This is a genomic window from Aurantimonas manganoxydans SI85-9A1, assembly GCF_000153465.1.
In the GTDB taxonomy this organism is placed as follows: domain Bacteria; phylum Pseudomonadota; class Alphaproteobacteria; order Rhizobiales; family Rhizobiaceae; genus Aurantimonas; species Aurantimonas manganoxydans.
In genome coordinates, this window is the sequence record NZ_CH672387.1 from 1483814 (window position 1) to 1507129 (window position 23316).

The 23316-nt window shown below is 61.5% G+C and carries 24 protein-coding genes and 3 pseudogenes; 16 read left to right on the forward strand and 11 right to left on the reverse strand.

All coding sequences use genetic code 11. The features are described 5' to 3' along the window. Positions 1–152: 152 nt before the first annotated feature. Positions 153–1706 carry an ISL3 family transposase gene (locus tag SI859A1_RS06970; protein ID WP_009209118.1) on the reverse strand — a complete coding sequence of 518 codons (1554 nt, stop codon included), beginning with the start codon at positions 1704–1706 and terminating at the stop codon, positions 153–155. A gap of 106 nt (positions 1707–1812) precedes the next feature. Between SI859A1_RS06970 and SI859A1_RS06975 the strand changes: the two are divergent. The 3 genes and pseudogenes from SI859A1_RS06975 to SI859A1_RS20815 form a co-directional block, all read left to right on the forward strand. After that, positions 1813–2136, forward strand: a pseudogene (locus tag SI859A1_RS06975) (prolipoprotein diacylglyceryl transferase family protein); the annotation flags it as partial. 106 nt (positions 2137–2242) lie between these two features. Beyond that, positions 2243–2848 carry a class I SAM-dependent methyltransferase gene (locus SI859A1_RS20810; protein WP_009209120.1) on the forward strand — a complete coding sequence of 202 codons (606 nt, stop codon included), beginning with the start codon at positions 2243–2245 and terminating at the stop codon, positions 2846–2848. A gap of 355 nt (positions 2849–3203) precedes the next feature. Continuing rightward, positions 3204–3467 (forward strand): ZIP family metal transporter, encoded by a 264-nt coding sequence (locus tag SI859A1_RS20815; RefSeq protein ID WP_024352448.1) that lies wholly within the window; start codon positions 3204–3206, stop codon positions 3465–3467. A 279-nt stretch (positions 3468–3746) separates the two neighbouring features. On the opposite strand, the gene SI859A1_RS06985 is transcribed toward SI859A1_RS20815, so the two are convergent. Then, positions 3747–4100, reverse strand: coding sequence for an ArsR/SmtB family transcription factor (locus SI859A1_RS06985; protein WP_024352447.1), 354 nt, complete (start codon positions 4098–4100; stop codon positions 3747–3749). A gap of 47 nt (positions 4101–4147) precedes the next feature. On the opposite strand from SI859A1_RS06985, the gene SI859A1_RS06990 reads away from it, so the two are divergent. The 9 genes and pseudogenes from SI859A1_RS06990 to SI859A1_RS07035 all read left to right on the forward strand — a co-directional run bounded on the left by SI859A1_RS06990 (position 4148) and on the right by SI859A1_RS07035 (position 12732). Then, a complete protein-coding gene (locus tag SI859A1_RS06990; protein WP_228241984.1) occupies positions 4148–5038 on the forward strand; it encodes a cation diffusion facilitator family transporter in 891 nt (296 codons plus the stop codon). Between the two features lie 16 nt (positions 5039–5054). Beyond that, the gene (locus SI859A1_RS06995; protein WP_009209123.1) at positions 5055–5801 is read left to right on the forward strand and encodes a cytochrome c biogenesis CcdA family protein; all 747 of its coding nucleotides are present in this window, start codon (positions 5055–5057) and stop codon (positions 5799–5801) included. Between the two features lie 52 nt (positions 5802–5853). Then, a complete protein-coding gene (locus tag SI859A1_RS07000) occupies positions 5854–6855 on the forward strand; it encodes a sodium:calcium antiporter (RefSeq protein WP_024352445.1) in 1002 nt (333 codons plus the stop codon). Next, positions 6855–7382, forward strand: coding sequence for a signal peptidase II (gene lspA, locus SI859A1_RS07005; protein ID WP_009209125.1), 528 nt, complete (start codon positions 6855–6857; stop codon positions 7380–7382). Before SI859A1_RS07000 ends, lspA begins: the two co-directional genes overlap by 1 nt. Before the next feature lie 130 nt (positions 7383–7512). Then, positions 7513–8658 carry a cytochrome P450 gene (locus SI859A1_RS07010; protein WP_244400941.1) on the forward strand — a complete coding sequence of 382 codons (1146 nt, stop codon included), beginning with the start codon at positions 7513–7515 and terminating at the stop codon, positions 8656–8658. Next, positions 8639–9508, forward strand: coding sequence for an IS5/IS1182 family transposase (locus tag SI859A1_RS07015; RefSeq protein ID WP_009209127.1), 870 nt, complete (start codon positions 8639–8641; stop codon positions 9506–9508). The genes SI859A1_RS07010 and SI859A1_RS07015 overlap by 20 nt, the downstream gene beginning before the upstream one ends. 141 nt (positions 9509–9649) lie before the next feature. Continuing rightward, complete coding sequence (locus SI859A1_RS07020; RefSeq protein WP_009207891.1) at positions 9650–10849, forward strand: IS256 family transposase; 1200 nt, start codon at positions 9650–9652, stop codon at positions 10847–10849. Positions 10850–11003: 154 nt separating this feature from the next. Then, a pseudogene (locus tag SI859A1_RS20820) lies at positions 11004–11767 on the forward strand (IS5 family transposase). 359 nt (positions 11768–12126) lie between these two features. After that, the gene (locus SI859A1_RS07035) at positions 12127–12732 is read left to right on the forward strand and encodes a transglutaminase-like cysteine peptidase (RefSeq protein WP_009209130.1); all 606 of its coding nucleotides are present in this window, start codon (positions 12127–12129) and stop codon (positions 12730–12732) included. Positions 12733–12906: 174 nt separating this feature from the next. On the opposite strand, the pseudogene SI859A1_RS20825 reads toward SI859A1_RS07035, so the two are convergent. Further along, positions 12907–14056: pseudogene (locus SI859A1_RS20825) on the reverse strand (IS3 family transposase); the annotation flags it as partial. A gap of 279 nt (positions 14057–14335) precedes the next feature. On the opposite strand from SI859A1_RS20825, the gene SI859A1_RS07050 reads away from it, so the two are divergent. Both SI859A1_RS07050 and SI859A1_RS21745 read left to right on the forward strand, forming a co-directional pair. Beyond that, positions 14336–15103: a heparan-alpha-glucosaminide N-acetyltransferase gene (locus tag SI859A1_RS07050; protein ID WP_081451349.1), complete on the forward strand. Its 768-nt coding sequence runs from the start codon at positions 14336–14338 to the stop codon at positions 15101–15103. A gap of 323 nt (positions 15104–15426) precedes the next feature. Beyond that, complete coding sequence (locus tag SI859A1_RS21745) at positions 15427–15606, forward strand: thioredoxin domain-containing protein (RefSeq protein ID WP_024352476.1); 180 nt, start codon at positions 15427–15429, stop codon at positions 15604–15606. Positions 15607–15979: 373 nt separating this feature from the next. Here SI859A1_RS21745 and SI859A1_RS20835 read toward each other — a convergent pair whose 3' ends face one another. Then, positions 15980–16531: a L,D-transpeptidase gene (locus SI859A1_RS20835; protein ID WP_009209136.1), complete on the reverse strand. Its 552-nt coding sequence runs from the start codon at positions 16529–16531 to the stop codon at positions 15980–15982. 41 nt (positions 16532–16572) lie between these two features. On the opposite strand from SI859A1_RS20835, the gene SI859A1_RS21365 reads away from it, so the two are divergent. Next, positions 16573–16860: a hypothetical protein gene (locus SI859A1_RS21365; RefSeq protein ID WP_148233764.1), complete on the forward strand. Its 288-nt coding sequence runs from the start codon at positions 16573–16575 to the stop codon at positions 16858–16860. Between the two features lie 6 nt (positions 16861–16866). Here SI859A1_RS21365 and SI859A1_RS07060 read toward each other — a convergent pair whose 3' ends face one another. The 4 genes from SI859A1_RS07060 to SI859A1_RS07075 form a co-directional block, all read right to left on the reverse strand. Next, positions 16867–17835 (reverse strand): L,D-transpeptidase family protein, encoded by a 969-nt coding sequence (locus tag SI859A1_RS07060; RefSeq protein ID WP_024352256.1) that lies wholly within the window; start codon positions 17833–17835, stop codon positions 16867–16869. 121 nt (positions 17836–17956) lie between these two features. Next, entirely contained in the window at positions 17957–18796 is an 840-nt protein-coding gene (locus SI859A1_RS07065) for an EipB family protein (protein ID WP_060576946.1), read from the reverse strand. Beyond that, positions 18786–19280 carry a copper chaperone PCu(A)C domain-containing protein gene (locus tag SI859A1_RS07070; RefSeq protein ID WP_024352258.1) on the reverse strand — a complete coding sequence of 165 codons (495 nt, stop codon included), beginning with the start codon at positions 19278–19280 and terminating at the stop codon, positions 18786–18788. The genes SI859A1_RS07065 and SI859A1_RS07070 overlap by 11 nt, the downstream gene beginning before the upstream one ends. Before the next feature lie 317 nt (positions 19281–19597). Continuing rightward, positions 19598–20281 carry a L,D-transpeptidase gene (locus tag SI859A1_RS07075; protein ID WP_035695290.1) on the reverse strand — a complete coding sequence of 228 codons (684 nt, stop codon included), beginning with the start codon at positions 20279–20281 and terminating at the stop codon, positions 19598–19600. 776 nt (positions 20282–21057) lie between these two features. On the opposite strand from SI859A1_RS07075, the gene SI859A1_RS07085 reads away from it, so the two are divergent. After that, the gene (locus SI859A1_RS07085) at positions 21058–21312 is read left to right on the forward strand and encodes a type II toxin-antitoxin system Phd/YefM family antitoxin (RefSeq protein ID WP_024352261.1); all 255 of its coding nucleotides are present in this window, start codon (positions 21058–21060) and stop codon (positions 21310–21312) included. 428 nt (positions 21313–21740) lie between these two features. Here SI859A1_RS07085 and SI859A1_RS07090 read toward each other — a convergent pair whose 3' ends face one another. From SI859A1_RS07090 to SI859A1_RS07100, 3 genes are read right to left on the reverse strand one after another with little or no spacing between them, the layout of a single operon-like run. After that, on the reverse strand, positions 21741–22361 hold the full coding sequence (locus SI859A1_RS07090; protein ID WP_009209141.1) for an SCO family protein: 621 nt from the start codon (positions 22359–22361) through the stop codon (positions 21741–21743). Then, positions 22358–22843: a copper chaperone PCu(A)C gene (locus tag SI859A1_RS07095; RefSeq protein WP_009209142.1), complete on the reverse strand. Its 486-nt coding sequence runs from the start codon at positions 22841–22843 to the stop codon at positions 22358–22360. The genes SI859A1_RS07090 and SI859A1_RS07095 overlap by 4 nt, the downstream gene beginning before the upstream one ends. Then, positions 22840–23313, reverse strand: coding sequence for a DUF411 domain-containing protein (locus tag SI859A1_RS07100; RefSeq protein WP_024352262.1), 474 nt, complete (start codon positions 23311–23313; stop codon positions 22840–22842). Before SI859A1_RS07100 ends, SI859A1_RS07095 begins: the two co-directional genes overlap by 4 nt. Positions 23314–23316 lie beyond the last annotated feature (3 nt).

Genomic DNA, 23316 nt, shown 5'->3' on the forward strand with positions numbered 1-23316 from the left:
TTTCTCACCGCCCTACACACCGGGGCTTCGTTCAAATCGAATATAGTGAATAGATTATATAAAAATCGCTTCGAAATGCGATGTCGATTTTGGCTGTAGAGTAAAATGTCATTCGGCGTGCAATTTTGGGTCTGACGCACTTTCGATGACGATCAGGCGGCGCCGAGCAAGCGGGCCTCAAGAAGATCAAGCTTGGCGCGCCCGTACATTTGCCGCTTCACGAGCTTGAGCTTGTTCACCTGGCCTTCCGTCTGGCCGTTCGACCACGGTTCGGTAATCGCACCCTGCACTGCGGATGCATCCTTACTGATGCCGCGAGCGAAGGACGCCAACAAACTTCCCTCGGCATCGTGAATCCAGGACGAAAGATCCCCGACTTCTCGACTGCGGATCATGGCATGAAACCGGTCGATCAACTCTCTCGCCTTGGCCAGGTTGGGCACTCCGGCTTCGATCGCGGCGACCGTGACCGTCTCGGTCTTCGTCAAATGATCTCGCTTCAGCGTCATCAGACGGGCAATGGCTCTCGCGGACGGGGTCCTTCGAAGCTCAGATCCTGAGATTTGCTCTGATCGTCTGCGTCGCGTGGCCCACTCACCAACAACCCGCAGCGAACCCCTGAACCCTTGGCTGCGAAGACGACGCCAGAGTTCGGCGCCGTTCCGGCAGCCTGCTTCCCACTGGGCGTCGAGATAAGGAAGGTGCGGGTCGAGCGATCCCTGTCGCGTGCGGAATAGATCGGTGCGCTCGCCGCGGACAATCTGGCGAACCAGTTTCCGGCTCCGACCTGTTTGCCGAACGATCTCCTTGATCGTGATGCCGCTCGCCGCGAGGCTTGCGACCACCCCGTTCATCTCCTCGCGCCGCAGATAGCCTTCGTACTGGATCCGCTCCGCCGAAGTCAGGAGCTTCGGGTCGATCGTCGTCGCTCCGAGAGCGGCCCGGATTGGCTTCATCGAGTTCCTCACCGTGGCGAGGAAGGCCGCGCTGGCATTCTCCATCAAGTGCCACCGGTCCGCGACCTGCACCACTTCTGGCAATGCGAGCGCCGCTGCCTCACCATAGCCGCCACCACGGTCGCGTGAGACAATGCGGATCTCTGGATGATCGGCCAGCCATGCCGCGACCGTGGCGATCTCCCGGTCCGGCAGAATCTTGACGATCTGTCGCCGCTCGAGGTCACAGATAATCGAGCCATAACAGTGGTTCCGGCGGAACGCGAAGTCGTCGATGCCAACGGCCCTCAGGGGATCGTCTCGCTGTTGCGCCCGGCGCCGGACAACACGGAGCAGCGTGTCATTGCTGACTGGCATCATTAAACGCTCGGCGAAGCTGGCTGCCGGACGACCGCCGAGCGCAAGACCGAGATAGTGGACTATGCACTCCATCCGGCCCGTGCGGCGCGCTCGTTCGGGGACCGTGTCACCGAAGCGTTCGGCAAAGATCTTGCGCCGGCAGGTGCCAACGTCGCACCGGAAACGGCGGGTGACCAGACGCAGCCGAACCACTCGCCCCGCTGCCGGCAAGTCCGTCACGCCTCGAATGTATCGGCTATGCACGCGGCTTGCGCGCGATGAGCAAGAGGGGCACACCGCCTGCCTGTTCCGGGCGGATGCGGTTACGATGAGGGCCCCTTCACAGGCTTCAAACTGCTCGACCGAGAGCCCGGCCGGAATGAGCGATGACAGCGAAATAGCGTTCGACATGGCGATCTCCTTCATGAATCGCCAGTCCGCTCCTCAACTGCATCAGATATGAGTCAGACCCAATTTTGGACGCCGATCGGGGGTCAATTTTGAAGGCCGTTTGACAGGTGATCTGCCTCGTCACCCCAGCCAGCTTTATGAAGCATTCCTGGAAGGACTAGTGCTGTTCGCAATCCTGGCCGTGCTCGCGCACAGACCGTCGCTTCGCAGGCGGCCCGGAATAATCACGGGTGTCTTCCTGCTCGGGTACGGGCTGAGCCGGATCACCGTGGAGCTGTTCCGCATGCCCGATCCTCAGCTCGGATTTCTCTATGGTGGGCTAACAATGGGTCAGATCCTGTCGTTGCCGATGGTGCTTCTCGGAATACTCCTTGTCCTGTGGGGCCAGTACCGATCATCCCGTGAGCCGCGAACGAACGCAGTGGGGTAACGGGCGAATGAGACCACATCGGTATCAAACCGTGCGCGCTGATGCCGGCCATCCGATCATCCTAGCCTCCGGGCCGGGACTCCGCCGAGTTGAGGAGACGCTGCAGATGAGCTTCTATCGTGAAAGCGTATGCCCGTGCCTAACCCATCTAGCGATGAGAGCTGGCAGCCTGAGACCCTACCGCGAGGCTGTAACCCGCCAGGCGAGCGGGCGCGTTCTGGAGATCGGAGTCGGCTCAGGAGCAAATCTCGGTTTCTACAGAAACTCGCTGGAATGCGTCATAGGTATCGACCCAAGCGCAGGTATGCTTCGGCGGGCAGCGGCCATGGACACGCACATTCCCGTGATGCTGCTGCAATCGGCGGGAGAGGCTCTACCCTTAGAATCGGGCAGCTTTGATTGCGTCGTCTCGACCTGGACGTTGTGTTCAGTATCGGATCCCCGCCTTGTCTTGAAGGAGATTAGCCGTGTTCTGAAACCCGGCGGCCACTTCCTCTATGTCGAGCATGGCCGTTCGCCCGACGATAATGTTTCGCGGTGGCAGGACCGACTTAATCCCGCGTGGAATCGCTTCGCTGGCGGATGCCACATCAACCGCCCCATTTCGAAGATAGTCGCCGCAAGCAATCTCCGCAGAATATCCGACAGTAACGCTTACGCTTCGGGGCCGCGCCTGTTCGCGTACTTTTACCAAGGAGACGTTGTTCGCTGAGGCGCGTTCGCATCCAAGCACGGACCCCATGTAACACGGCTTGTTAGGTGGCGGTCTATGACCGACTATCTGCACGTTTTTGCTCTCCCTCGGATGCCCGCATTCGGCAACTTCACTGGTGGCGTGGTGGCCGAGCTGTTCCCGAGGTCCCGCGAGGATGCTGAACCACGCGCTCCATGCTGCCGCCGGGATCGTGATGTGCGTGGTCGCCGTCGAGCTGCAGGAGGCGCTCGGCGGTTCGCCGCCTCCCTGGGCCATCATCGTCGGCCTATGACTCGGCGGGTCCTTCTACGTCGTCCTGGGATGGATTGTCGATCGGTTCCAAGGCGGCGGCGAGGAAGTTGCGGGAGCCTGAATGATCTATGTCGCCGACGCGATTGACCTGTTCAGCGATGGCTCGATGATCGGTGTCGGCTCCGTCGTTTCACTCGGTCTGACGTGCATCCTCGCGCTCGGCCAGATCATGGCTGATGTGCCCGAAGACTTTGTCACCATCGCCAATCTCAAAGAAAAGGCGCGTCCCGCTGCCGCCGCATCCTCCTGTCCGCCTCCTACGTCATTCCCTGCCTCCTGGGCGCCAGCATCGACTACTGGCTGCTGCGGGCAGGCGAAACGTTGAAGCTTGCCGCCCTCGCCTTCAGCGCGGGTATCCTTCTCCTGGCCGCCGTCGAGGAGATGTTGGAGGAGGCGCAGGAGGCGTCCGAGGACACGCGCTATTCGGCCGCTTTCTCATCGACGGCTGTGCCCTGTTCACGCTGATCGCGTCGTATTTTGAAGGCTAGCCCAACGAGAGCGCCTCGCTGGTCTGGCATTCGGCAGTCATACCACAGCCGCCCTGACTGATCGCCGCGCCCGCAAAATACGTCACTAACGCCGCCGACCACTCTAAGGCGCGGCATCACCGGGCGCCGTAGTTCCCGCAAGCGTCGACGCCGCAGGCCGTCTCGCCTAGCAACTCATCGGCGAGGACCAGCAGCTCGTTGAGACGCGGATCGCTTAGGCGGTAATGAACGAAGCGCCCGCGCTGCTCGCCGGCGACGAGACCGCATTCACTGAGGCACCGCAGATGGTTGGACGCGTTCGATTGCGACAGGCCGGTGATCGCGACGATCTCGCCCACGGACAAGGACCCCGCGCGCAAGGCGTCCAGGATCGACAGGCGCGAGGCGTCTGCCAACCCCCGGAACAATTTCGTCCGTAGGGCAACGGTCGGAAGATCGACCCGCTCGATCAGTTCGGCATCGCTCGACATATCAGTCACGAATGATATATAGCCATTTTCGATCAGGGAAGATGGCCGTGAGCGTAGCAGCTTCAACGAATGATGCCGAGACGGCGCGTTACCGCGTCACCGGCATGGATTGCCCCACCTGCGCGGCGAAGATCGAGAAGGCGGTGCGTTCGGTCGGGGTCGAGGATGTGAAGGTCTCGACGGCCACGCAGATCATGACGCTGCACGTGAATGATCCCAATGCCCGTCTTCCGGAGGTTGAGCGCGCCGTGACAGGAATCGGCTATAGGCTCGATCGCCTGGACGCGCCGAGTCTCCACGCCGAAGGCGACATTGACGACCTACCGAAGGACCTTTCCCACATCACGCCGGCCTACAAGCGGGCGCTCTGGATCGTCGTGGTGCTCAATGTCGGCTACGGCGTCATTGAGATGTTCGGCGGCTTCCTATCAGGATCGCAGGCGCTCAAGGCCGATGCGCTCGACTTCCTGGGCGATGGCCTGATCACCTTCCTCGGCATCCTCGCTATCGGGTGGAGCCTTGTTTGGCGCGCCCGGTCGGCCCTGATACAGGGGCTGTTTCTTGGCGCGCTTGGTCTCGGGGTTCTCGCCAATACCGCCTATCGCGTGCTGGTGCAGCAACAGCCCGAAGCCGAGCTGATGGGTCTGTTCGCGGTGATTGCGCTCGTCGTCAATGTGGTCGCGGTACTTCCGCTGCTGCCTCACCGGACCGGCGACGCCAATGTCCGCGCGGTTTGGCTGTTCTCGCGTAACGATGCGATTGGCAACGCCGCCGTCGTCGTTGCGGCGGGGCTGGTGGCCTGGACCGCCTCTCCCTGGCCTGACCTTGTTGTCGCCGTCGTGATCGCCGGGCTGTTCCTGCAATCCTCCTGGTCGATCATCCGGGATGCACGCGCGGACCTGCGGGAAGCCGCCGCGGCCAGCGGCGCCAAAGCCTGACGGAGGTGCTGCTGTAGTGGACTTCTCCGGCATCGGCATAGCCACGGCCTTTGCCGCGGGCGTCGTTTCCTTTCTATCGCCTTGCGTGCTGCCGCTCGTGCCGGGCTACGTCTCCTATGTCGCCGGGCGCACGATTAGCCCGGATGGGCTTGCAAGCAGTGGGGGAAGTCTCAAGGAGACAGGTCGTACACTTGGCCTGAGCCTTTGTTTCGTGCTCGGCTTCACCACCGTCTTCGTCCTGCTCGGAGCCAGCGCGACGGCCCTGAGCGGGCTTTTGCGCACGCACCTCTATGAAGCCAACCTGATCGGTGGCGTGATCGTCATCGTCTTCGGCCTGTTCACGACCGGCCTAGTGCCCATGCCCTGGCTCGAGCGCGATGTGAGATTTCATTCAGGCCCACATCACGGCGGCCCTTGGGCGAGCTATCTCCTCGGTTTGGCCTTCGCTTTCGGCTGGACACCCTGCATCGGGCCGGTCCTCGGCGCCATCCTGGGACTTTCGGCCGTAAACGCCACCGCCGGAAGTGGAACAGCGCTCCTGGCCGTCTATTCGCTCGGTCTCGGCCTTCCCTTCATCCTCGCCGCCCTGTTCATGCGCGGCTTCATGGCGCGGATGACGGCCATGCGCAGAACAGGCCGGGTTCTGAAGATCGTCGCTGGCGGGATCATGGTGGTCATGGGCATCGCGATGATCACTGGCCATCTCACAAACTTTGCGATCTGGCTCCTCCAGACGTTTCCGGCGCTTGGACGTATCGGATGAGCGCAATCGCGATGTTACCGAGCGCGCAAGGCGGCCTGGAAGTGGAGGCGAAATGAGCGTTTGGATCTGGGTAGTGGTTCTGCTTGTAGCCGTCTATGCCGCGCATTGGGGGTCGGAGCACCTCGCCGACCCCTTCAAGAAGGTGCGCCGGCAATGGGGTATCTCGGCCGCAGCAGGTGGCTCGCTGATCGGCATCGCGACCGCCAGCCCGGAGGTCGGAATCAACATTACGAGCGCGGTCCGGGACGCATCCGGCATCGGTCTCGGCGCTGTCCTCGGATCGACCGTGATCGGCATTCCGACCCTCGTCACGATCGGCTATCTGGCGACCCGCAAGCGCGATCTCCCCAATGATCCCGGTCACGACCGGCACCTGCAAGAGCACCTTCTGCGGGTCGATCCGGCTGCTGTGGGCGTGCAGGCGCTGCCTTACCTCGGAATCCTCGTCCTGCTCGCCGTGCTGACTTTGCCCGCGGCCTGGCGCGGCCTTCAGCCGATCGACGGTTGGCTGCTGTTCGCCGCCTATATCGCTTACCTCGCCCAAGCGTTCCTGCGCGGACGCGGAGAAGGTGAGCAGGTCGACTGGTCAAAGCGCGAGATCTGGCTCGCCGTTGCCGGCGTGTTGGTGCTCGCGCTGGGCGCCTATTTTACCGTCATCGCCACCCAGAACATCGTCAAGGCGCTCGGCATCTCGGCGATCGTTGGCGGTCTTTTCATCACTGCACCTGTGGCGGCCCTGCCAGAAGCCTTTGCGGCCTGGACCGTCGCCCGGTCCGGCCAGATCACGCCGGCGCTCACCAACATCATTGGCGACCACGCCATGGCCGTGACCGTGGGGTTCCTGCCTCTGGCGCTGGTCGGGACCTCCATCGAGAACTTTCATCTGTTTTGGGTCAGCTTCGTCTTCGTCGCGCTTATGCCTGTGCTCTATGCCGCCTTCATCCGCTGGGGCGGCTCCGAGCCCGGATTCCGGCGCTGGCAGGTCTTCGCTCTGGTCGGCACCTATGTGGTTTACGTGCTGATCGTCCTCTTCTGGGTTCTCAAGGTCTTCTGATGGTGCAGACGCAAACAGCCCCGCATACGTCCGCCTCCATGCTGCGGCTGGGGTTGCCCATTGCCGCCGCCTGGTTCCTGATCGATCAGGTCAGCAAATGGTGGATCATCAATAGCGTGATGCAGCCGCCTCGGGTGATCCCGGTGACCGAGTTCTTCAACCTGGTCCTCTGGCACAATACCGGCGTGAGCTTCGGGCTTTTCGGCGACACATCACCTTGGATGCTGATGACTTTCACGCTGGCGATGGTCATCGGTCTCATCATTTGGCTGATGCGCGCCGCAAACCGCCTGACCGCCATTGCGCTGGGGCTCATCATCGGCGGCGCTCTCGCCAACATCCTTGATCGCCTGCGGCATGGCGCAGTCACCGACTTTCTGGATTTTTACGTCGCTGCCTATCACTGGCCGGCTTTCAACCTCGCCGATGTGGGGATCGTGAGCGGCGTCAGCCTTCTGCTGCTCGAAAGTGTATGGCCGAGGGGCGAGGGGAGGGTGCGCAAGGCTGACCCGAACTCCATCCGATGAAGGCGCTCTGATGCCGCAACTTCCCCGTGATACCCGACCAGACGCAACGCTCTCGCTTCTCGCTGACCCCTACAGGTTCATCTCGAAGCAGTGTCGGGCGTATGGATCGGACCTGTTCGAGACCCGGCTTATGCTGCAGAAGGCGACCTGCATGACAGGGCCGGAGGCAGCCAGGCTCTTCTACGACCAAAGTCGATTCATGCGACATGGCGCCATGATCGGGCGCATCCAGAAGACGCTGCTCGGAAAGCACGGCGTGCAGGGGCTGGACGACGAGGCCCACCGACTGCGCAAGCAGATGTTCATGTCGCTGATGACGCCCGAGCGTATCGAAGTGCTGATGGCGATCACTGCGGAGGAGTGGCAGGCACGCGCTCGCCTATGGGCGCTGAGAAACGAGATTGTCCTTTACGACGAGCTTCACGAACTCCTGACAAGAGCGGCCTGCGCCTGGGCCGGGGTGCCGCTCCCCGAGTCTCAGGTTCGACAGCGAACACACGAGATCACGGCGCTGTTCGACGCCGCAGGATCAGTCGGCCCCGCGCACTGGCGGGCGCGGTGGGCGCGCAAGCGGGCCGATCGCTGGATCGAGAATATCGTCGGGCGGATCCGTTCCGGGCAAATCCGCCCGCCGGAAGGATCGGCTGCTTCGATCATTGCGGAGCATCGGGGCTCGAACGGCGAACTGCTGAGCCCGCACGTTGCCGCTGTGGAACTCCTTAACGTGATCAGGCCGATCGTCGCCGTTGGCGTCTACATCACCTTCGTCGCCCATGCCCTCCACCAGTTTCCTGAATGCCGGCGCAAGCTCGAAGCTGGCGACGACACGAGCTTTACGGAAATGTTCGTCCAGGAGGTTCGGCGCTTCTACCCCTTCTTCCCCGCTGTCGCTGCGCTGGTGCGCCGCGATTTCGAGTGGGGGGGATACCGTTTCCCCCGTGGACGACGCGTAATCCTGGATCTTTACGGAACGAACCGCGACGCCAGGACGTGGGACGAGCCTGAGGCGTTTCAACCAGAGCGATTTCGCAAATGGGACGGAAACCCCTTCAACTTTATTCCCCAAGGCGGCGGGGATCACGATTTGGATCACCGCTGCCCAGGCGAGTGGATCACGATAGGGCTCATGAGTCAGGCGACGAAGGTTCTGTCTAGGCACATCGAATACGACGTGCCGGAGCAGGATCTTCGGATCGACTATTCCAGGCTGCCGGCCCTGCCCCGAAGCCGGTTCATCATCTGCCGAGTAAAGGAGAATGCGAACGATCCTATCTAGCGCCGAGCTGGACACCCGCAAGAATCTGGCCTGGGAGCAGCGGTCGTTTTTCGGGCTCTCGGAGCATCTGGAACGCCTGAGCAAGAACGGCGATCCGCTTGAGACGCTCGAGACGACCGTGGATTTCGAGCATCTCCGCGGCTGGTTGGTCGAGGGGCTAGGCTACGGCGATGGCTCCAAAGGCGGGCGGCCGCCGTTCGACCCCGTAGCGATGTTCAAGGCGTTGATCCTGCAGGCGCAACACAACCTCTCCGACGCGCGCATGGAATTCATGATCCGTGACCGGCTTTCCTGGATGCGATTCCTTGGGTTCGACCTGGGCGCTCCGACACCGGACGAGAACACCATCCGGCACTTTCGCAACAGGCTGACCGAGACGGGAACTTTGAAGCGGCTGATGAAGGCCTTCGACTGGCAACTGCAGAAGAAGGGCTACGTCCCGATGGCTGGCCAGGTCGTCGACGCCTCGCTGGTTCCGGCGCCGAAGCAACGCAACACCGAGGGCGAGAAGGCGGCGATCAAGGCCGGAGAGTCCGCCGGCGAAATCTGGACCAACGAGCCGGCCAAGGCGGCTCAGAAGGATGTCGACGCCCGCTGGACGCTGAAGATCGGCGGCAAGGTTCGCTATCGCCCGGACGGTACGCCGCTGCCGATGATCGCGACGCCGGTCTTTGGCTACAAGTCCCACATCAGCATCGACCAGCGCTTCGGCTTCATCCGCGAGAGCGCGGTTACCTCTGCGGCGGCCCCGGACGGACGGCAACTTCGGCATCTCGTGAGCCGACAGAACACCGGTTCGCAAGTCTGGGCCGACAGCGCCTATCGTTCGGGGGAGGTCGTGTCCCCATAGGTGGTGTAGCTCGGCGATAGCGTCGCCAATCTCGTCCGCGCCTTTCATCGCGCTGTAGGACGAGATTGGCGGCGCGGTGGTCACCAGCGGTTTCCGGTTAGGCTTGGGTTGCGAGACCTAACTGCAACCGGAGATCCCCTGATGACCAATGACATGATGGGCCTGCGCAGCCTTCTGGAGAAGACCCCTGATGCCGATCTGCTGCGCGAGATGATCGGCTTTGCCGCCGAGCGGCTGATGGAACTGGAGGTCGGTGCCGCGACTGGCGCCGGCTATGGCGAGAAGAGTGCCGAGCGCCTCGCCCAGCGCAATGGCTACCGCGACAGGGACTGGCAGACGAGAGCCGGCACAGTCGAGTTGCGCATCCCAAAGCTGCGCAGGGGCAGCTACTTTCCCGGCTTTCTGGAGCCGCGGCGCATGGCCGAGAAGGCCCTGACGGCCGTCATTCAAGAGGCCTATGTCCAGGGCATCTCGACGCGCTCGGTCGACGACCTGGTCAAGGCGATGGGCATGACCGGCATCTCCAAGAGCCAGGTGTCGAGGCTGTGTGAAGAGATCGACGGCAAGGTAAAAGCCTTTCTGGAGCGGCCGATCGAAGGCGACTGGCCCTATCTCTGGATCGACGCCACCTACCTCAAGGTCCGCCGCGGCGGCCGCATCGTCTCGGTTGCCGTGATCATCGCCGTCGGCGTCAACGCCGATGGCCGGCGTGAGGTTCTCGGCATGGAGATCGGCACCTCGGAAGCCGAGCCGATCTGGACCGAGTTCCTGAGAAAGCTGACCCGACGCGGCCTTCGCGGCGTGAAGCTCGTCGTGTCCGACGCTCACGAGGGCATCAAAGCCGCGGTCACCAAGGTGCTAACGGCGACATGGCAGCGCTGCCGCGTGCACTTCATGCGCAACGTCCTGGCCCATGCTGGCAAGAGCGGCCGTCGTGTCGTCTCCGCCTTCATCGCCACCGCCTTTGCCCAAGAGACGCCAGAGGCCGCCAGCCAGCAATGGCGCTCCGTCGCCGACCAGATCCGGCCAAAGGTGCCGAAGCTCGCTGCCATCCTCGACGAGGCCGAGCCCGACGTGCTGGCCTACATGACCTTCCCTAGGGAGCATCGGGCCAAATTGCACAGCACGAATCCGATCGAGCGGCTGAACGGCGAGATCAAGCGGCGCACCGACGTCGTCGGCATCTTTCCCAACGATGAGGCCATCCAGCGCCTCGTCGGCGCGCTGCTGCTCGAGCAAAATGATGAGTGGGCGGTTCAGCGGGCCAGGTACATGACACTGGAATCCGTCGCTCCCCTGAGCGATGATCCGTTCGTTAGCCTGCCAGCCGTGGCACGCTGATCAATCCGGCTTGGCCGGAACCGCACGGCCATCGCCGTCAGCTACACCACATGGTGGGACACTATCTCGGGGGAGAACGAGAAGTGGCTAGAGAGCGTCCGCATAAACGGGTTCAGCGAGGTGGCGTAATCTGATTCAATCTCCTGGAAGGGAGATTGCCATGCGTTGCCATGAACTGTCGGATCAGGAATGGGCTGTCATCGAGCCGCTGCTGCCGCAAAACAGCCGCGGCGTCGCCCGGGTCGACGACCGGCGGGTGATCAACGGCATCCTCTGGCGGTTCCGCACCGGCTCATCCTGGCGCGACGTCCCGGAGCGTTACGGTCCTCGGACCACGCTCTACAACCGCTTCACGCGCTGGCGGACCGCCGGTGTGTGGGATCGCCTCCTGGCAGCGGTATCGAAGGCTTATGACGGCGACATCGTCATGATCGACAGCTCCTGCGTTCGCGTCCACCAGCATGGTGCCGGCGCGAAAAAGGGGGATCTGCCGATCCTTGCATGGGACATTCCCGTGGCGGCCTGACCACCAAGATCCATGCTCTCGTCGACGCCGAAGGGCGCCCTGTGCGCCTCGAGCTGACGGCCGGACAGGCCGGCGACGCGCCGATGGCGACCAAGCTGCTCGACGCCGTCGCGCCCGGAGCGACCGTCATCGCCGACAAAGCTTATGACGCGGACGGCATCCGCTCCTTCGTCGCCAGCCGCAATGCCTGAGCGAACATCCCGCCGCGCTCTATCCGCAAGGGCACCTTCGCCTTCAGTCGATGGGTCTACCGCCAGCGCAACCTCGTCGAGCGCTTCTTCAATCGCATCAAGCAGATGCGGGGCCTTGCCACGCGCTACGACCGGCGCGCCGACAACTTCGCCGCCGCTCTCAAGCTGGCTGCCGTCCGCATCTGGATCAATGCCCAATGAGTCCGCTCCCTAGGCGAACGCGAACGGCGAGGGTGCCGGCTGGCTTTCGACGCTGAGGATTGGTCGCGCGGCAGGGGCCTCGGACAAACGCTCTCACTGTTTGCGGCTTTTGCCGATGGTTCCTGACCGCTGTATTCGAGGCTTCTCCACGGCGGATCAGGCATGGGTGCCGCGATCTGCCAGGTGAAACTCGCTCGTCCTGGAGCGGAGTTTACGATCGCATTTGATCTGACCGGGGTTTCGTTCAAATCGAATGTAGTGAATAGATTATATAAAAATCGCTTCGAAATGCGGTGTCGATTTTGGCTGTAGAGTAAAATCGGTATGCCACTCTTCTCATCATCAGGGAGGAGGCGGGAATGTTAAAAAAATACAAACTAGTTATTAAAACAATACTTGCAATACTGGTTGCTGCTATCTTCGTGAACACCGCGTTGGCACAGCCATCGCAAATGCCGATGCTGGAGCGCACATCGCAGCCCGTCGGCCACTACGAATTCTGCCAACGATATCAAAGCGAGTGCCAGCCGAATCTGCCGGCTGTCGTTCCGACCCTGACCGAGGATCTCTGGTCGCAGTTGATCGAGGTGAACGGCTCCGTTAACACGGTCATCATCCCGCGAACCGACGAAGAGATTTTCGGTGTAGCCGAGCGCTGGGCCTACCCCACTAAGCAAGGTGATTGCGAAGACTTCGCGCTTCTGAAGCAGTATATGCTCCAGCGTGCAGGTGTTCCTCGTTCAGCCCTCCTTATCACCGTTCTTCGTCAGCGCAACGGTGCCGGCCATGCGGTACTGACAGTGCGAACCAGCGAAGGCGACTTCGTGCTCGACAACCTGGACGAGCGGATCCTTCCTTGGAACGAGACGGATTACCTTTATCTAAAGCGGCAGTCGGAGCTGGACTCCGGAAAATGGATCGGCATAGCGGACGACCGCGACATCCTCGTCGGTAGTGTGCGGTGATCAGCTACTGGATAGGATGACTATCGAGACGGGTTTTCGCGGGGTTTCTGGCGATATCGTTGCAGGCATCACCGATGAATCTTGAAGTGGACTCCGTTTCGCATTTCGCCGGACAGGCGGCGGTTGGGTTTAGGCACTGAGCGAGATGAACTCTCGCGGCGATCGGAACTTCTATTCTGAGTGCGCGTGGACCTCGCAAGAATCCTCGACCCAGTCGGGGAGCAAGGCGAGAATAGTGGCGGCGTCGGACAGAACGGTGATGCTGGCATAGTCGCGCTTCACCGTCTTAACGAAGGCCTCCGACATGCCGTTCGACTCCGGGCTGCGGACGGGCGTGAAGAGCAGAGTCAGGCCGACAGCTCGGGCGGTGTCGGCGGTGTCGTTGGCAAGGTAGGCGCTGCAGTAGTTGTCCGGCAGCCATCCGGCCTGCGCCACGGCGGACCATGCAATGACCTCGCGGTCGCAGACATCCAGGACGAAGAAGATGCGCACGACCTCGCGGTTCCTGGCATGGATCTCCAGATGGTCTGAGCAGTGAGTCAGCGGGGCCACCGGTTCGAGCCCGCTGGTGAACGCACGTTCGAGCGCAGCGCAATGACGACGCAGTCATACGTTCGACCAGGCCGCCGGGCGGTATGGCGCTCCAGCGTCAGGCCATGATGCTGCATGATCCTCAGCACCCGCTTTGCATTGACCGCCGGGCGGCATTCCGCCCGCAGGCGACGGTTCAACAGCGCCGTCACACGCCGGTAGCCATAGGTCGGCCGGGCGTCGACGATGGCCCGGATGGGCGCCAGGAACTCGGCATCCTCGGCCTTGCGATACGGGCCCCGCGGCTTCACGGTCCTACCGCGTCGCTCGTTGATCTGGGAACGAGCGACGTCAAGCGTCCGCGCCACGACGCTCACCGTGAACCGCCCACGGGATCGCTCCAGGACAGCAAGGACGATGTCCGTTTTTTTGGGCGAGCGACGTCGAGCGCCTCTTTGAGGATCTCGTTCTCCATCGTCTTGCGGCCGAGCAGCCGCTCAAGGTCGCGGACCCGCTTTTCAAGATCGCGGACCCTCGACGTGCCGACGACGTCTTCGTCGGCCTGGACGGCCGCATGTCCGCCCTCCAGCATCCGACGCTTCCAAGCAAAGAGCTGCGACGGCGAGACGCCTGCCTGCCGCGCTACGAAGGACACGCTCATCCCAGGCTGCATCGCCTCCTCGACGAGGCGGACCTTCTCGGCCGTCAACCATCGACGCCGGCGCTGCACAGAAGTGATCACTTCAACCCGAGAATACGGGCCATCAGGAGCTTTCGACATAGTCGTACTCATAGGCGGATGCCTATGCCTTATCGGCTATACTACCTGGCTGGTCAAAAACGGGGTGCGCTCCAGCCCCATTCTTTTTCAGCCATTTATCCCTTGCGCCTCCAGTGGGTAGAGGAGCTAGGGGGTGGCCGAATGCCGAACAAGGAGTCCATCGATGACGTCCATCCTCCCGAAACAGTTGGCCAGTGACAAATCCGGCTGTCTCTCCGAAAACCCGGCAGGCGCGATAGCTGGAATTTCAGCCGCCGCTGGCCAAAGCCTCTGATGTCAGCGACAGTAAAGATGGCAGGTTCTGCCGTGCCTGAGGTTCCGAGCAGCTCTTGCAGTCCTACGCGCTACGTATTTGTCGATGTGTGGCGCGGATTGGCGATCATCGGTGTCGTAATCTATCACTTTGGCTGGGACCTGAGCTTTTTCGGGTATGTTTCGCCCTCACTGATGTTCAGTATTCCGGTCACTATATTTGCTCGCAGCCTCGCCGGCTCGTTCATGTTTCTCGTTGGGGTCGGGCTCGTGCTGGCCCATTTCCGCTATACCCACTGGCAAAAATTCCTCACGCGCCTTGCCAAGATTGTCGTGGCGGCTGCCGCGATATCAGTGGTCACGTATGGTGCTTTTCCTACCAGTTTCATTTACTTCGGAATTTTGCACTCCATCGCGTTGGGATCTCTCCTGGGACTCCTCTTTTTGAGGTTTCCAATTGGCTTGGTCTTCTTCGCCTCATTCGCAACGCTGGCGGCGCCGCTCTTTCTCGAAACCCCGACCTTCAACACACGGTTCCTGGCCTGGATCGGATTTGCTGCTGCGCCACCATTTTCGAATGATTTTGTGCCTGTGTTCCCGTGGTTTGGGGTGACACTTGCGGGCATAGGCTGCACCCGGCTCCTTGTGGCCAGGCCATCAAAGCGGGACCGGAAGCCCCATAGCCCCAGGGCACATCTTGGCGGGGTACTGACGTGGGTGGGGCAACGAACGCTGCCCATCTACCTGTTCCATCAGCCACTGCTTTTCGCCGGATTTGTTGTCCTCACCCGCCTCTTAGCGGAGTAGCCGAATCGCCCCCCCCCCATAGACCCGGTTATCGAACCAGGAAGATCGGCAATTGATCTAGCTTATCCGCCAAACCGACCGAGCCGTGCTATCTTTGTAGTCTTCTCGAAAAGCCGCCAAGCTGAGCAGGGGCCTTTTGTCCTCGTCCTCGTCGGATGCTCCGCGATTGCGAGTACAATGGCAGCATCCCAGCCGACGAACGAAGCCGTCAATGCCCAGACTTTCGTGCCTTCCGCAGGGCCACCCGGCCGCACCGAAGTCCCGGAGCCGATGGGATCGTTGGACATCGACAAACTGATGGCCGAAGGCCACTGCCGGACATCGTGATCGATGATCCGAATGCGCCGGTAACGATTGTCGAATACGCCTCGATGAAGTGCGGCCACTGCGCAAACTTCCACGAGAACAGCTATCCGGCCATCAAGGCCGACTACATAGTCACCGGCAAGGTCAAGCTGATCATTCGCGGGTTCCCTTCGACCCGCGCGCGCTCGCGGCAGTAATGCCGGCGCTCTGCACGCAAAGTAATTCCCAGCGCACCGCATGATCGATGTCCTCTTCTAGCAGCAGACCAACGGGAAAGAGTGGAAAACTTTTCGGCGGCTTTTCTCAACATTATCAAGCTGGCCGGTTTCACTCAGGAAACGTTCTCCGCCTGCCTAAACGACAAGGAATTGCAGCAGAAGATCGTCGCCGCGTAGAGGCGCGGACAAAAGATGGTTTGCGTGGACGCGACGCCAACGTTCTTCGTGAACGGCGACAAATACGCTGGCTCGCTGCCGGCTAATCAGATGTCGGCGATGATTGAATCCATGTTGTAGGATCTATCATCGGAAGGAGCTTTTTCGACACGCGCCGAAAACCCGGCGCTGGCGATCACCGCACTACCACCTCGGCTCCTACGCTCACGCGATCATACAGGTCGATTACATGCTCGTTGAGCATCCGAATGCAGCCGTTTGATACAGCCTTACCGATCGAAGATGGCTCAGTCGTCCCGTGGATACGGTAGAGAGTATCTTGGCCGTTTCGATGAAGGTAAAGCGCCCGGGCACCCAAAGGGTTGCCGGGGCCGCCCTTTAGCCCTCCCGCGTATTTTGCATATTTCCCTGGTTCGCGCTTGATCATGTTTGGTGTCGGCGTCCAACGGGGCCATTCAGCCTTCCGGCCAACTACTGCCTGGCCGGAAAAGCTCAGTCCAGCTCGGCCTACGCCGATGCCGTAGCGCCGCGCGAAACCGTCTTCTTCCACCAGGTAAAGGAACCTCGCCTTCGGATCGACGACAATGGTTCCGGGTGTGAAACCAGAGAAGGCGACACGCTGCGGCAGAAACTTCGTATCAAGCTCGAACGCTTGATGCGCGGCCGTTGGACCGGACAGGGCAGAGAATAGCAGGACACCAATCATGAACTGACGTCGGTTGGTCATCTCTTATCTCCGAAGTCTGACGCTGAAGGAGATGGTCGCACATGGCCATTGATATTTGGTTGCTCGAGCGGGTTAGAGCATCGCTGCCGGATCGGGATTTGCCAAATACCAAAGAGCGCAGGTCAGAATTCATGCGCCGACTCCCGCAGTTCGATGAGGACGATTTTCAAGGGCTGATCGACAAACTTGCCGCGGCAGAGGTCGACGATACCGTCGGCGGCGGCGGCGGCGGCGGCAATGCGGTTGGAGGGCCAAGTGTCCCAACGAACTGCCAAACATTCTCGATCGGTTCAGCTCGGGCGATCCGGACATCAGGAATTGGCGGGTGATCGGACCTATTGGCCCGCCTGGTAGGGATCAACGAGAGCTGCATCGGGTCGACTGATCTGGACGGCGGTACTCGATGTTTCCCTGGCGAGCTCCTCCGCGCCGAGACGTGCCAGCAAGCTGCGGAATTTGGGGTGCATCCCGCCATCGACATAAGCCATCGCCATCTCGGCGCGGCCTTCTACAAGAAGCTTCTGCACAACCCGCTCGTCGTCGTGTCGCTTTGCCGACACTCGGGGATCGACCCTGGTATTCATGGCAGGACAGGCAGCGGTCGGTTCGAGTGCCGCAGCGCCGTCAACGCGGCGGGCATCAAACACGTAGCGCCCTCCGCAGGCCGCGACCGTCGGCTCCCTGCGGGTGACTTCGAAGACGTCGTATCCGAGCTTAAGGTTGCGCCAGAACTCGATGTTCGGGTCGCCCTGATGCTTCGCCATCTGCTCAGCCGTCATACGGAATGGGAAAGACTGGACCTGAAAATCGCTTTGTCCGATCCGGAAGGCACTTTGCGCCTCGGCGTACACCTCGGCCACGCCATTGTCTGTCATGGCAAAGCAACCCGCGGAGGAACAGGCGCCGTGGACCATGAGGGAGTCTCCGGTGTAACCGAGCGCTCGTTCCAGTTGGTTCGGATAGCCGAGATTAAAGGAGCGGTGATATTTCGAGTTCGGGTTCATCAGGCTTGCCGTAACCTGATAAAACCCCTCGGGCGCCTGCCTGTCGCCGTCAGCCGTCTTCGGCCCTAGCCGCCCTGACCAGCGGCACATTGGATGGGTCTTGTGAAGCGCGTAGCGGCCGTCTGCCCCCTGCCTCCAAACCTCCAGCTCGCTTTCCTCCTTGAATATGCGCATGAGAATCGAACCTTCCGGGCGGGTTCTCTCGGCCACTGCGAGAGTCGCCGGCGCCAGGTCCGTGTAGGCATCCTCCGTGATCGAGACACACCCGCCGATGGACAACAGGGTGATCGCGGTAAACATTGCCCGCGCCACATACGGCAGGGAAGGCATTAGATCGTAGGAGTTCAGGGTCGCGCCTCTCTCAACGGCTGGATTTGGAACCACGCGTCGGCGGCCGGGATCGTGCACCAGTTTCCGCATCTCAGGAGGCATCTTCGCAGTCAGGCGCCGACGCAAGCTCGAGCTTGGATAGTGAGCCCGAGAACGCGTAGTCGCCGTTGTCGATTATGATGTCGTCCGAGATGCCGTTCTCGTACAGGGTGTAGCTTGTCTGGAACAGTGGCAGGCCGTCCAGCTTGCTGTCACTATTGTAATAGGACTCCGCCACCCGCCATCTGCGCAGATCGAGCATCGCAGCGACAGGCGAGGAGGCAGCCTCAGGATTCGCCGGTCCGGGCGGCGTTGCCTCCGCTTCGACGGGGGTGATGATCGCCGTCGTCGTCAGGAGTTTCCCTGCCTCGTTGTCGCCGTCATAGAGACGGGCCTCGACGAGGCTTTCCCCAGCAATCGCCATGTCGATGAGATCCATCGTGTGCGCTGTGGGAAAGACCGACAATGGCAGGTCGAACGTTTCGGCACTTGGCTCGGCAATTTCAACACGCGTACGAGTATCCGTATTTGTCGCGCTGCCGCGGATGACCCATCCCTCGACGTTGTCGACGAAGGTCCGCGTGGTGAAGTGGTAGGCCCTTGCGGCGAAATTCTCGACCGAAACCGTCTGCTGGTCGGTGACGACGGTGGCATCCTCGCGCTCAAAGCGGGCGACGAAGCGGTAGTCCAGCTCGATCTGCTCACAGGCTTCGCGCTCGAGTTTAAGGGCGATGCGTCCGCTGCCACCGACGAGATCGGAGGACTTGCGGAGCATAGACATATCGTAGACAGCCAGATGGGGCACAATGTCTGCTGCCTTGGCAGGGAACGCAAACAAGCTGGTCGCGATCATCGTCAAGATCAGGGCCGAACGAGATCGATCACGAGCCATGATGATGGTCCTCCGGGGGTGATCCCGCGGCAAGCACATTCGCCACAATGGTCCGTTCGCTGCCGTCGAAGAAGGAAACTGTAACGGGCACCATTGCGCCAGGCGACAAGGCCGGCTCCTGCGGGGCAGCCAGGAGATGCAGGCCTGTCTCCTTCATGAGAAGTTCGGAGCGTGCGGGAACGGCAAGACCACCGGACAGGCCCGCTCGTGGCTTGTCCTCTGAATGCGGACCGCGGGAGACGGCGATGCGGGCAACGGCCGGGCTTGTCACCCCGCTGATCGTCACGCTGCTACCGGTGCCGTTCCAGACGACCAGATAGAGGTCGATCGGCTCGGCAGGATCGGGAGACAGGACGAACTCGGCGTGCTCAACCGTCAAGAGTTCGCCTGGTCTGGAAGGGTGCACCGTCCTGGCAGACGCCGATCCGGGTACGAACGTCAGGATTAGCGCAAGGGTACTGACCGCCACGAAGCGTCGATCCATTTGGGCATTCATCCTTGACTAGGTTCGCGACTGATTTCAGCGACAGTTCCGGCGGATTTGAGGCGATCGCCTCGCCGACGACGGCGGTGGGTGTTTGGCGGACCACCGATATTCGATGATCACGACAGCCGTGGCTCAGCGACCGCGATGCTCGTCCGCTTACGCAATTGTATGGCAGGACTTATCGGCACATCGTTTGGATGGCCGGACCGTCCGAAGATCGGAGATCGGGTCCAAACTCCGGCCCGGTCCTAAACGGCGAACGCTCGAACTTGTGAGGGAGTCCGCCAGACTCGATGGCGCTCGGTCACCCGCTGTTAGGCAGACATAGCGGTCGCTGGATCCGGAATTACTCGGATAGGGGTTCCGTCCGGGACCCGTCCGTACAGGTCGATGACATCCTGATTCAGGAGGCGAATGCAACCAGAGGAAACCGCTTTTCCGATCGACCAAGCCTGATTTGTACCATGCAAGCGGTAGAGCGTATCGCGCCCATCCTGAAAGATGTAGAGCGCCCTGGCCCCGAGTGGGTTGTCGAGGGACGGTGGCATTCCACCGTTCGCCGCACTGTATGGCGCGAGTTCGGGTTCACGCTTGATCATCTCGGCCGGAGGCGTCCATGTCGGCCATTTGCGCTTATAGGCGATCGTCGCCCGCCCTGACCAGGAGAAGCCGCCGCGACCGACGCCGATCCCGTAGCGCATCGCCGTTCCTTCTTCCATCACGAGGTAGAGGTACTTGGCGGGCGTATCGACAACGAGCGTTCCGACCCGCTCGGTGGTGGGGTAGTCGACGACTTGCCGCCAGAGCCGTCGATCGAGATTGCTAACGTCGACCGCCGGGATCGGAAAGCGCTCATTGGGCATCGCCCGGTACATCGCGGGGAGTACGGGCTTGGGCTCTGGAGGCTTGATCGGAACGACACGTGTCGGCTCCTGCGTGGAGACGCAGCCCGTGAGCGCAACGCTCGCCATTACCGCAATGAATGCGCGACGGTCCATGCCGGTCGCTCCATCCCGGCTTGCCGAATCGCACGATGGATGGGTGATTGCCGGGGGGCGGCGCGTCTTGGCGTCGATCATGTCTTCTCCTTGAAATAGGCGTGGCCCGAGAGGCCGTCGAGTTCTCATCGGGTTCTTGGATCGGTTCGCTCATGCGCGCAAACGCGGTACGGCGAGCGCGTGAACCGGCCTTAAAAGCACGGATGCGAGAGCGGCGCGGGAGCGATGAATTCGAGCTGCCGCGCTACAAAAGCTTTCGGCTCAGTGCTGTTGTCTAGTAACTACGAGATGGGTGGACGCTCGATCCGGCCGGGGGAGCCTCCGGAGCCCAACTCGATCGACCGCGGAAGGGGGAGCACGGCTCTGCGAGGGCTCTCCACAAACGGCCCCACGACCTGCATTGCAGGAAGTTTGCAGTGGAGGGCGTGGGCCGAACTCGCCTCCTGCGTCGTCGCTGGCGCCGGGCCGTCCATAGTGCCCGCTCCATAGAGCGGATCCAATGAAAGCCGCTCCGCCATGTGGCAGGGACTTTCGACCGCCTCGACCACGGCCGCGGCGTGACTCATCGACCCAAGTAGCAGGGCGGCAAGCAGCGCGAGGCGGAGGAAAATTCCCATGGATGGGTCATAGCAGCGGCTTTGTTGCTCGCAACTTAAAGAGCGAGCAACTTTGTTTGATGTGACACGCATGGCGACATGGTGGTGGCTTCCGCATTGACCAGCCCGCCCCCCTGGGGCGGGAAAGGGTACGAATGTTATGCTTTCAGGAGCTATGCCATGAGGGAGTTCACGTTCTCCGACCTGAACCGCAGCTCGGGCGACATCCTCGACCGCGCGCTGAGCGAGCCGGTGGGCCTGAGGAAGCGCGGGAAGCGGAAGATCGTCATGGTCCCGTCGGAGGCCTGGGACAGACTCAGCCGGCTCGACGAGGGCCACCAGGCGCACTGGGTCGACCAAGCGCCGGAGGAGGACCTCGAGAACCTCATGGCTGGCTTCCAGGAACTCATCGACGCCGGGGAGCACGCCGAGTGAACGTCGGCGGGGTCTACCGCTTCAACTACCTCTGGGACCATGAGGCGGAGCGCGGCGAGGAGAGCGGCCGCAAGATCCGCCGCATCGTCTTCATGATGTAGATCGGCGGGTGGCGGTACCTGTTCCCGATGTCCGGTGACCCGCCAGCGCCGCGCGAGAACGGCGTTGACGGGTGTTCGTGATCGTTCCCGATATGGAGCGCCGCCGGATTGGGCTCGGGCACGACACCGAGAAGCCAATCCAATGCGGAACGCTTTCATCCTCGGTGCGGCCTCTTTTCACCCCTGTGCCGCAATGAGCGCATTCGCGCGGGCTGGGGCATGTTTCGATTTCCAGATTTTTGCGAAAGGCCGGTTCGTTGGCTGCTTGTGGGTGGCGTCGGCAGCAGCTTTTTGCTCGAGTCAGCTTGAGCGCCGCTTCGGCATCTCTCAGCTAGCCAACAGGCGCTCAACTTTTTGCCGCTGGACCTCTGGCGACTCGTGGATGTCCAATGTGCCGTAAAAGCTTCCGTCGCGATCAAATAGGTAGACCCCGGCGGAATGATCGACCGTGTATTCGCCGTTCTCCAGCGGAACGAGTGCGCGGTAGGCCTTGAAAGCCGAGAATGCCTCGTCAACTTCTGCCTCTGTGCCGGTCAGACCAACAATCTGCGGATCAAACGACTTTAGGTATTCGTTGAGCCGCTCCGGCGTATCCCGCTCCGGATCGCCGCTGATCAAGAGTACCTGAAGATCGTCGCCTTGGGGACCAAGATCGTCCAGCAGCACCGAGAGTTCACCAAGGGTCGTCGGACAGATATCCGGACAATTCGTGAAGCCGAAGAACAGCGCTACCGGCTCACCCCGAAAGTCACGCCATTCACGGCGTCGCCCTTCGTGGTCGACAAGAGAAAACTCGCCGCCAATGTTGGCGATACCGGATGACGCTTCTCCGGGGAGGGGAGCCTGACCCGAAGCGCGCATGATGGTGACGCCAGCAGTCGCGCCCACGAACAGGCACAGGACGACGACGGCGCCCCACAACGTTCTGCGAAGGGTTTTCGGGCTCACTGTCGTTTCTCCAGATGGCTATCTGACGCTTCCGCAGGGCGTCCGCCGAAGCCTTCGACTGTGAACTCGACCGGCACGGAACCCGCCTTCTCGAACACGAGAGTTCCTGCGAAGGGCTCGGCTTCCAGAATCGGCTTCTTCATGCCCGTCAACATCACGTGGGTGGCGCCTGGCTTTAGTGAGATGGTTTCGCCCGGAGCGATTGGGAGCCCACCCTCGAGCGGGCGCATCCGTGCGACTCCGTCGACAATTTTGGAGGTGTGCAACCTGAATCCTGCCGAGACGTCCGCGGAACCGCCAATCAGCCGATCCGGCTCGCTGCCGTTGTTCGTGACTGTCAGATATCCCACGCCGGTCTTGGCTGTTGCAGGCGTTGCGCGCGACCAGGGATGACCGATGACCAGGTCCCCGGCCGTTACTTCGTGCGCGGCCGCAGCTCCGGTCAGGGTGAGGACGAGGACGATCGATGTCGGAAACCTCATTGTACTGGAACATCCTTGGACTGCGGGTAGGTGTCGTAGACGGTTGCAGATCCGTCAGTCTGCACGAGAAGTACGTCGTACGGTTCGCCGCTTTCGCCCATGCCGGGAGACCCCACCGGCATTCCGGGCACGGCGAGGCCGATCGCATCCGGTCGCTCTTTAAGGAGGCGCGCCACAGAGGCGGCCGGAACATGCCCCTCGATGACATATCCTTCGACAAAACCGGTGTGGCAGGAAGTCTGATCCTGCTTCAGTCCGGCCTTCATTTTTCGAGCATACAGATCAGCCATCGCGAGGTTGTCGTTCGTCACTTCGAACCCGGCGCCCTCCATGTGTTTAATCCAGCCGATGCAGCAGCCGCAGCCAGATGTGGAAAAGACCTCCACCGATTCGCCTGTCGCCGATGCGACGGACGACATCATGAGTAAGCCTGCCGCAGCCGTCGCGAGCGTGTTCCCAAAACTACGCATCTT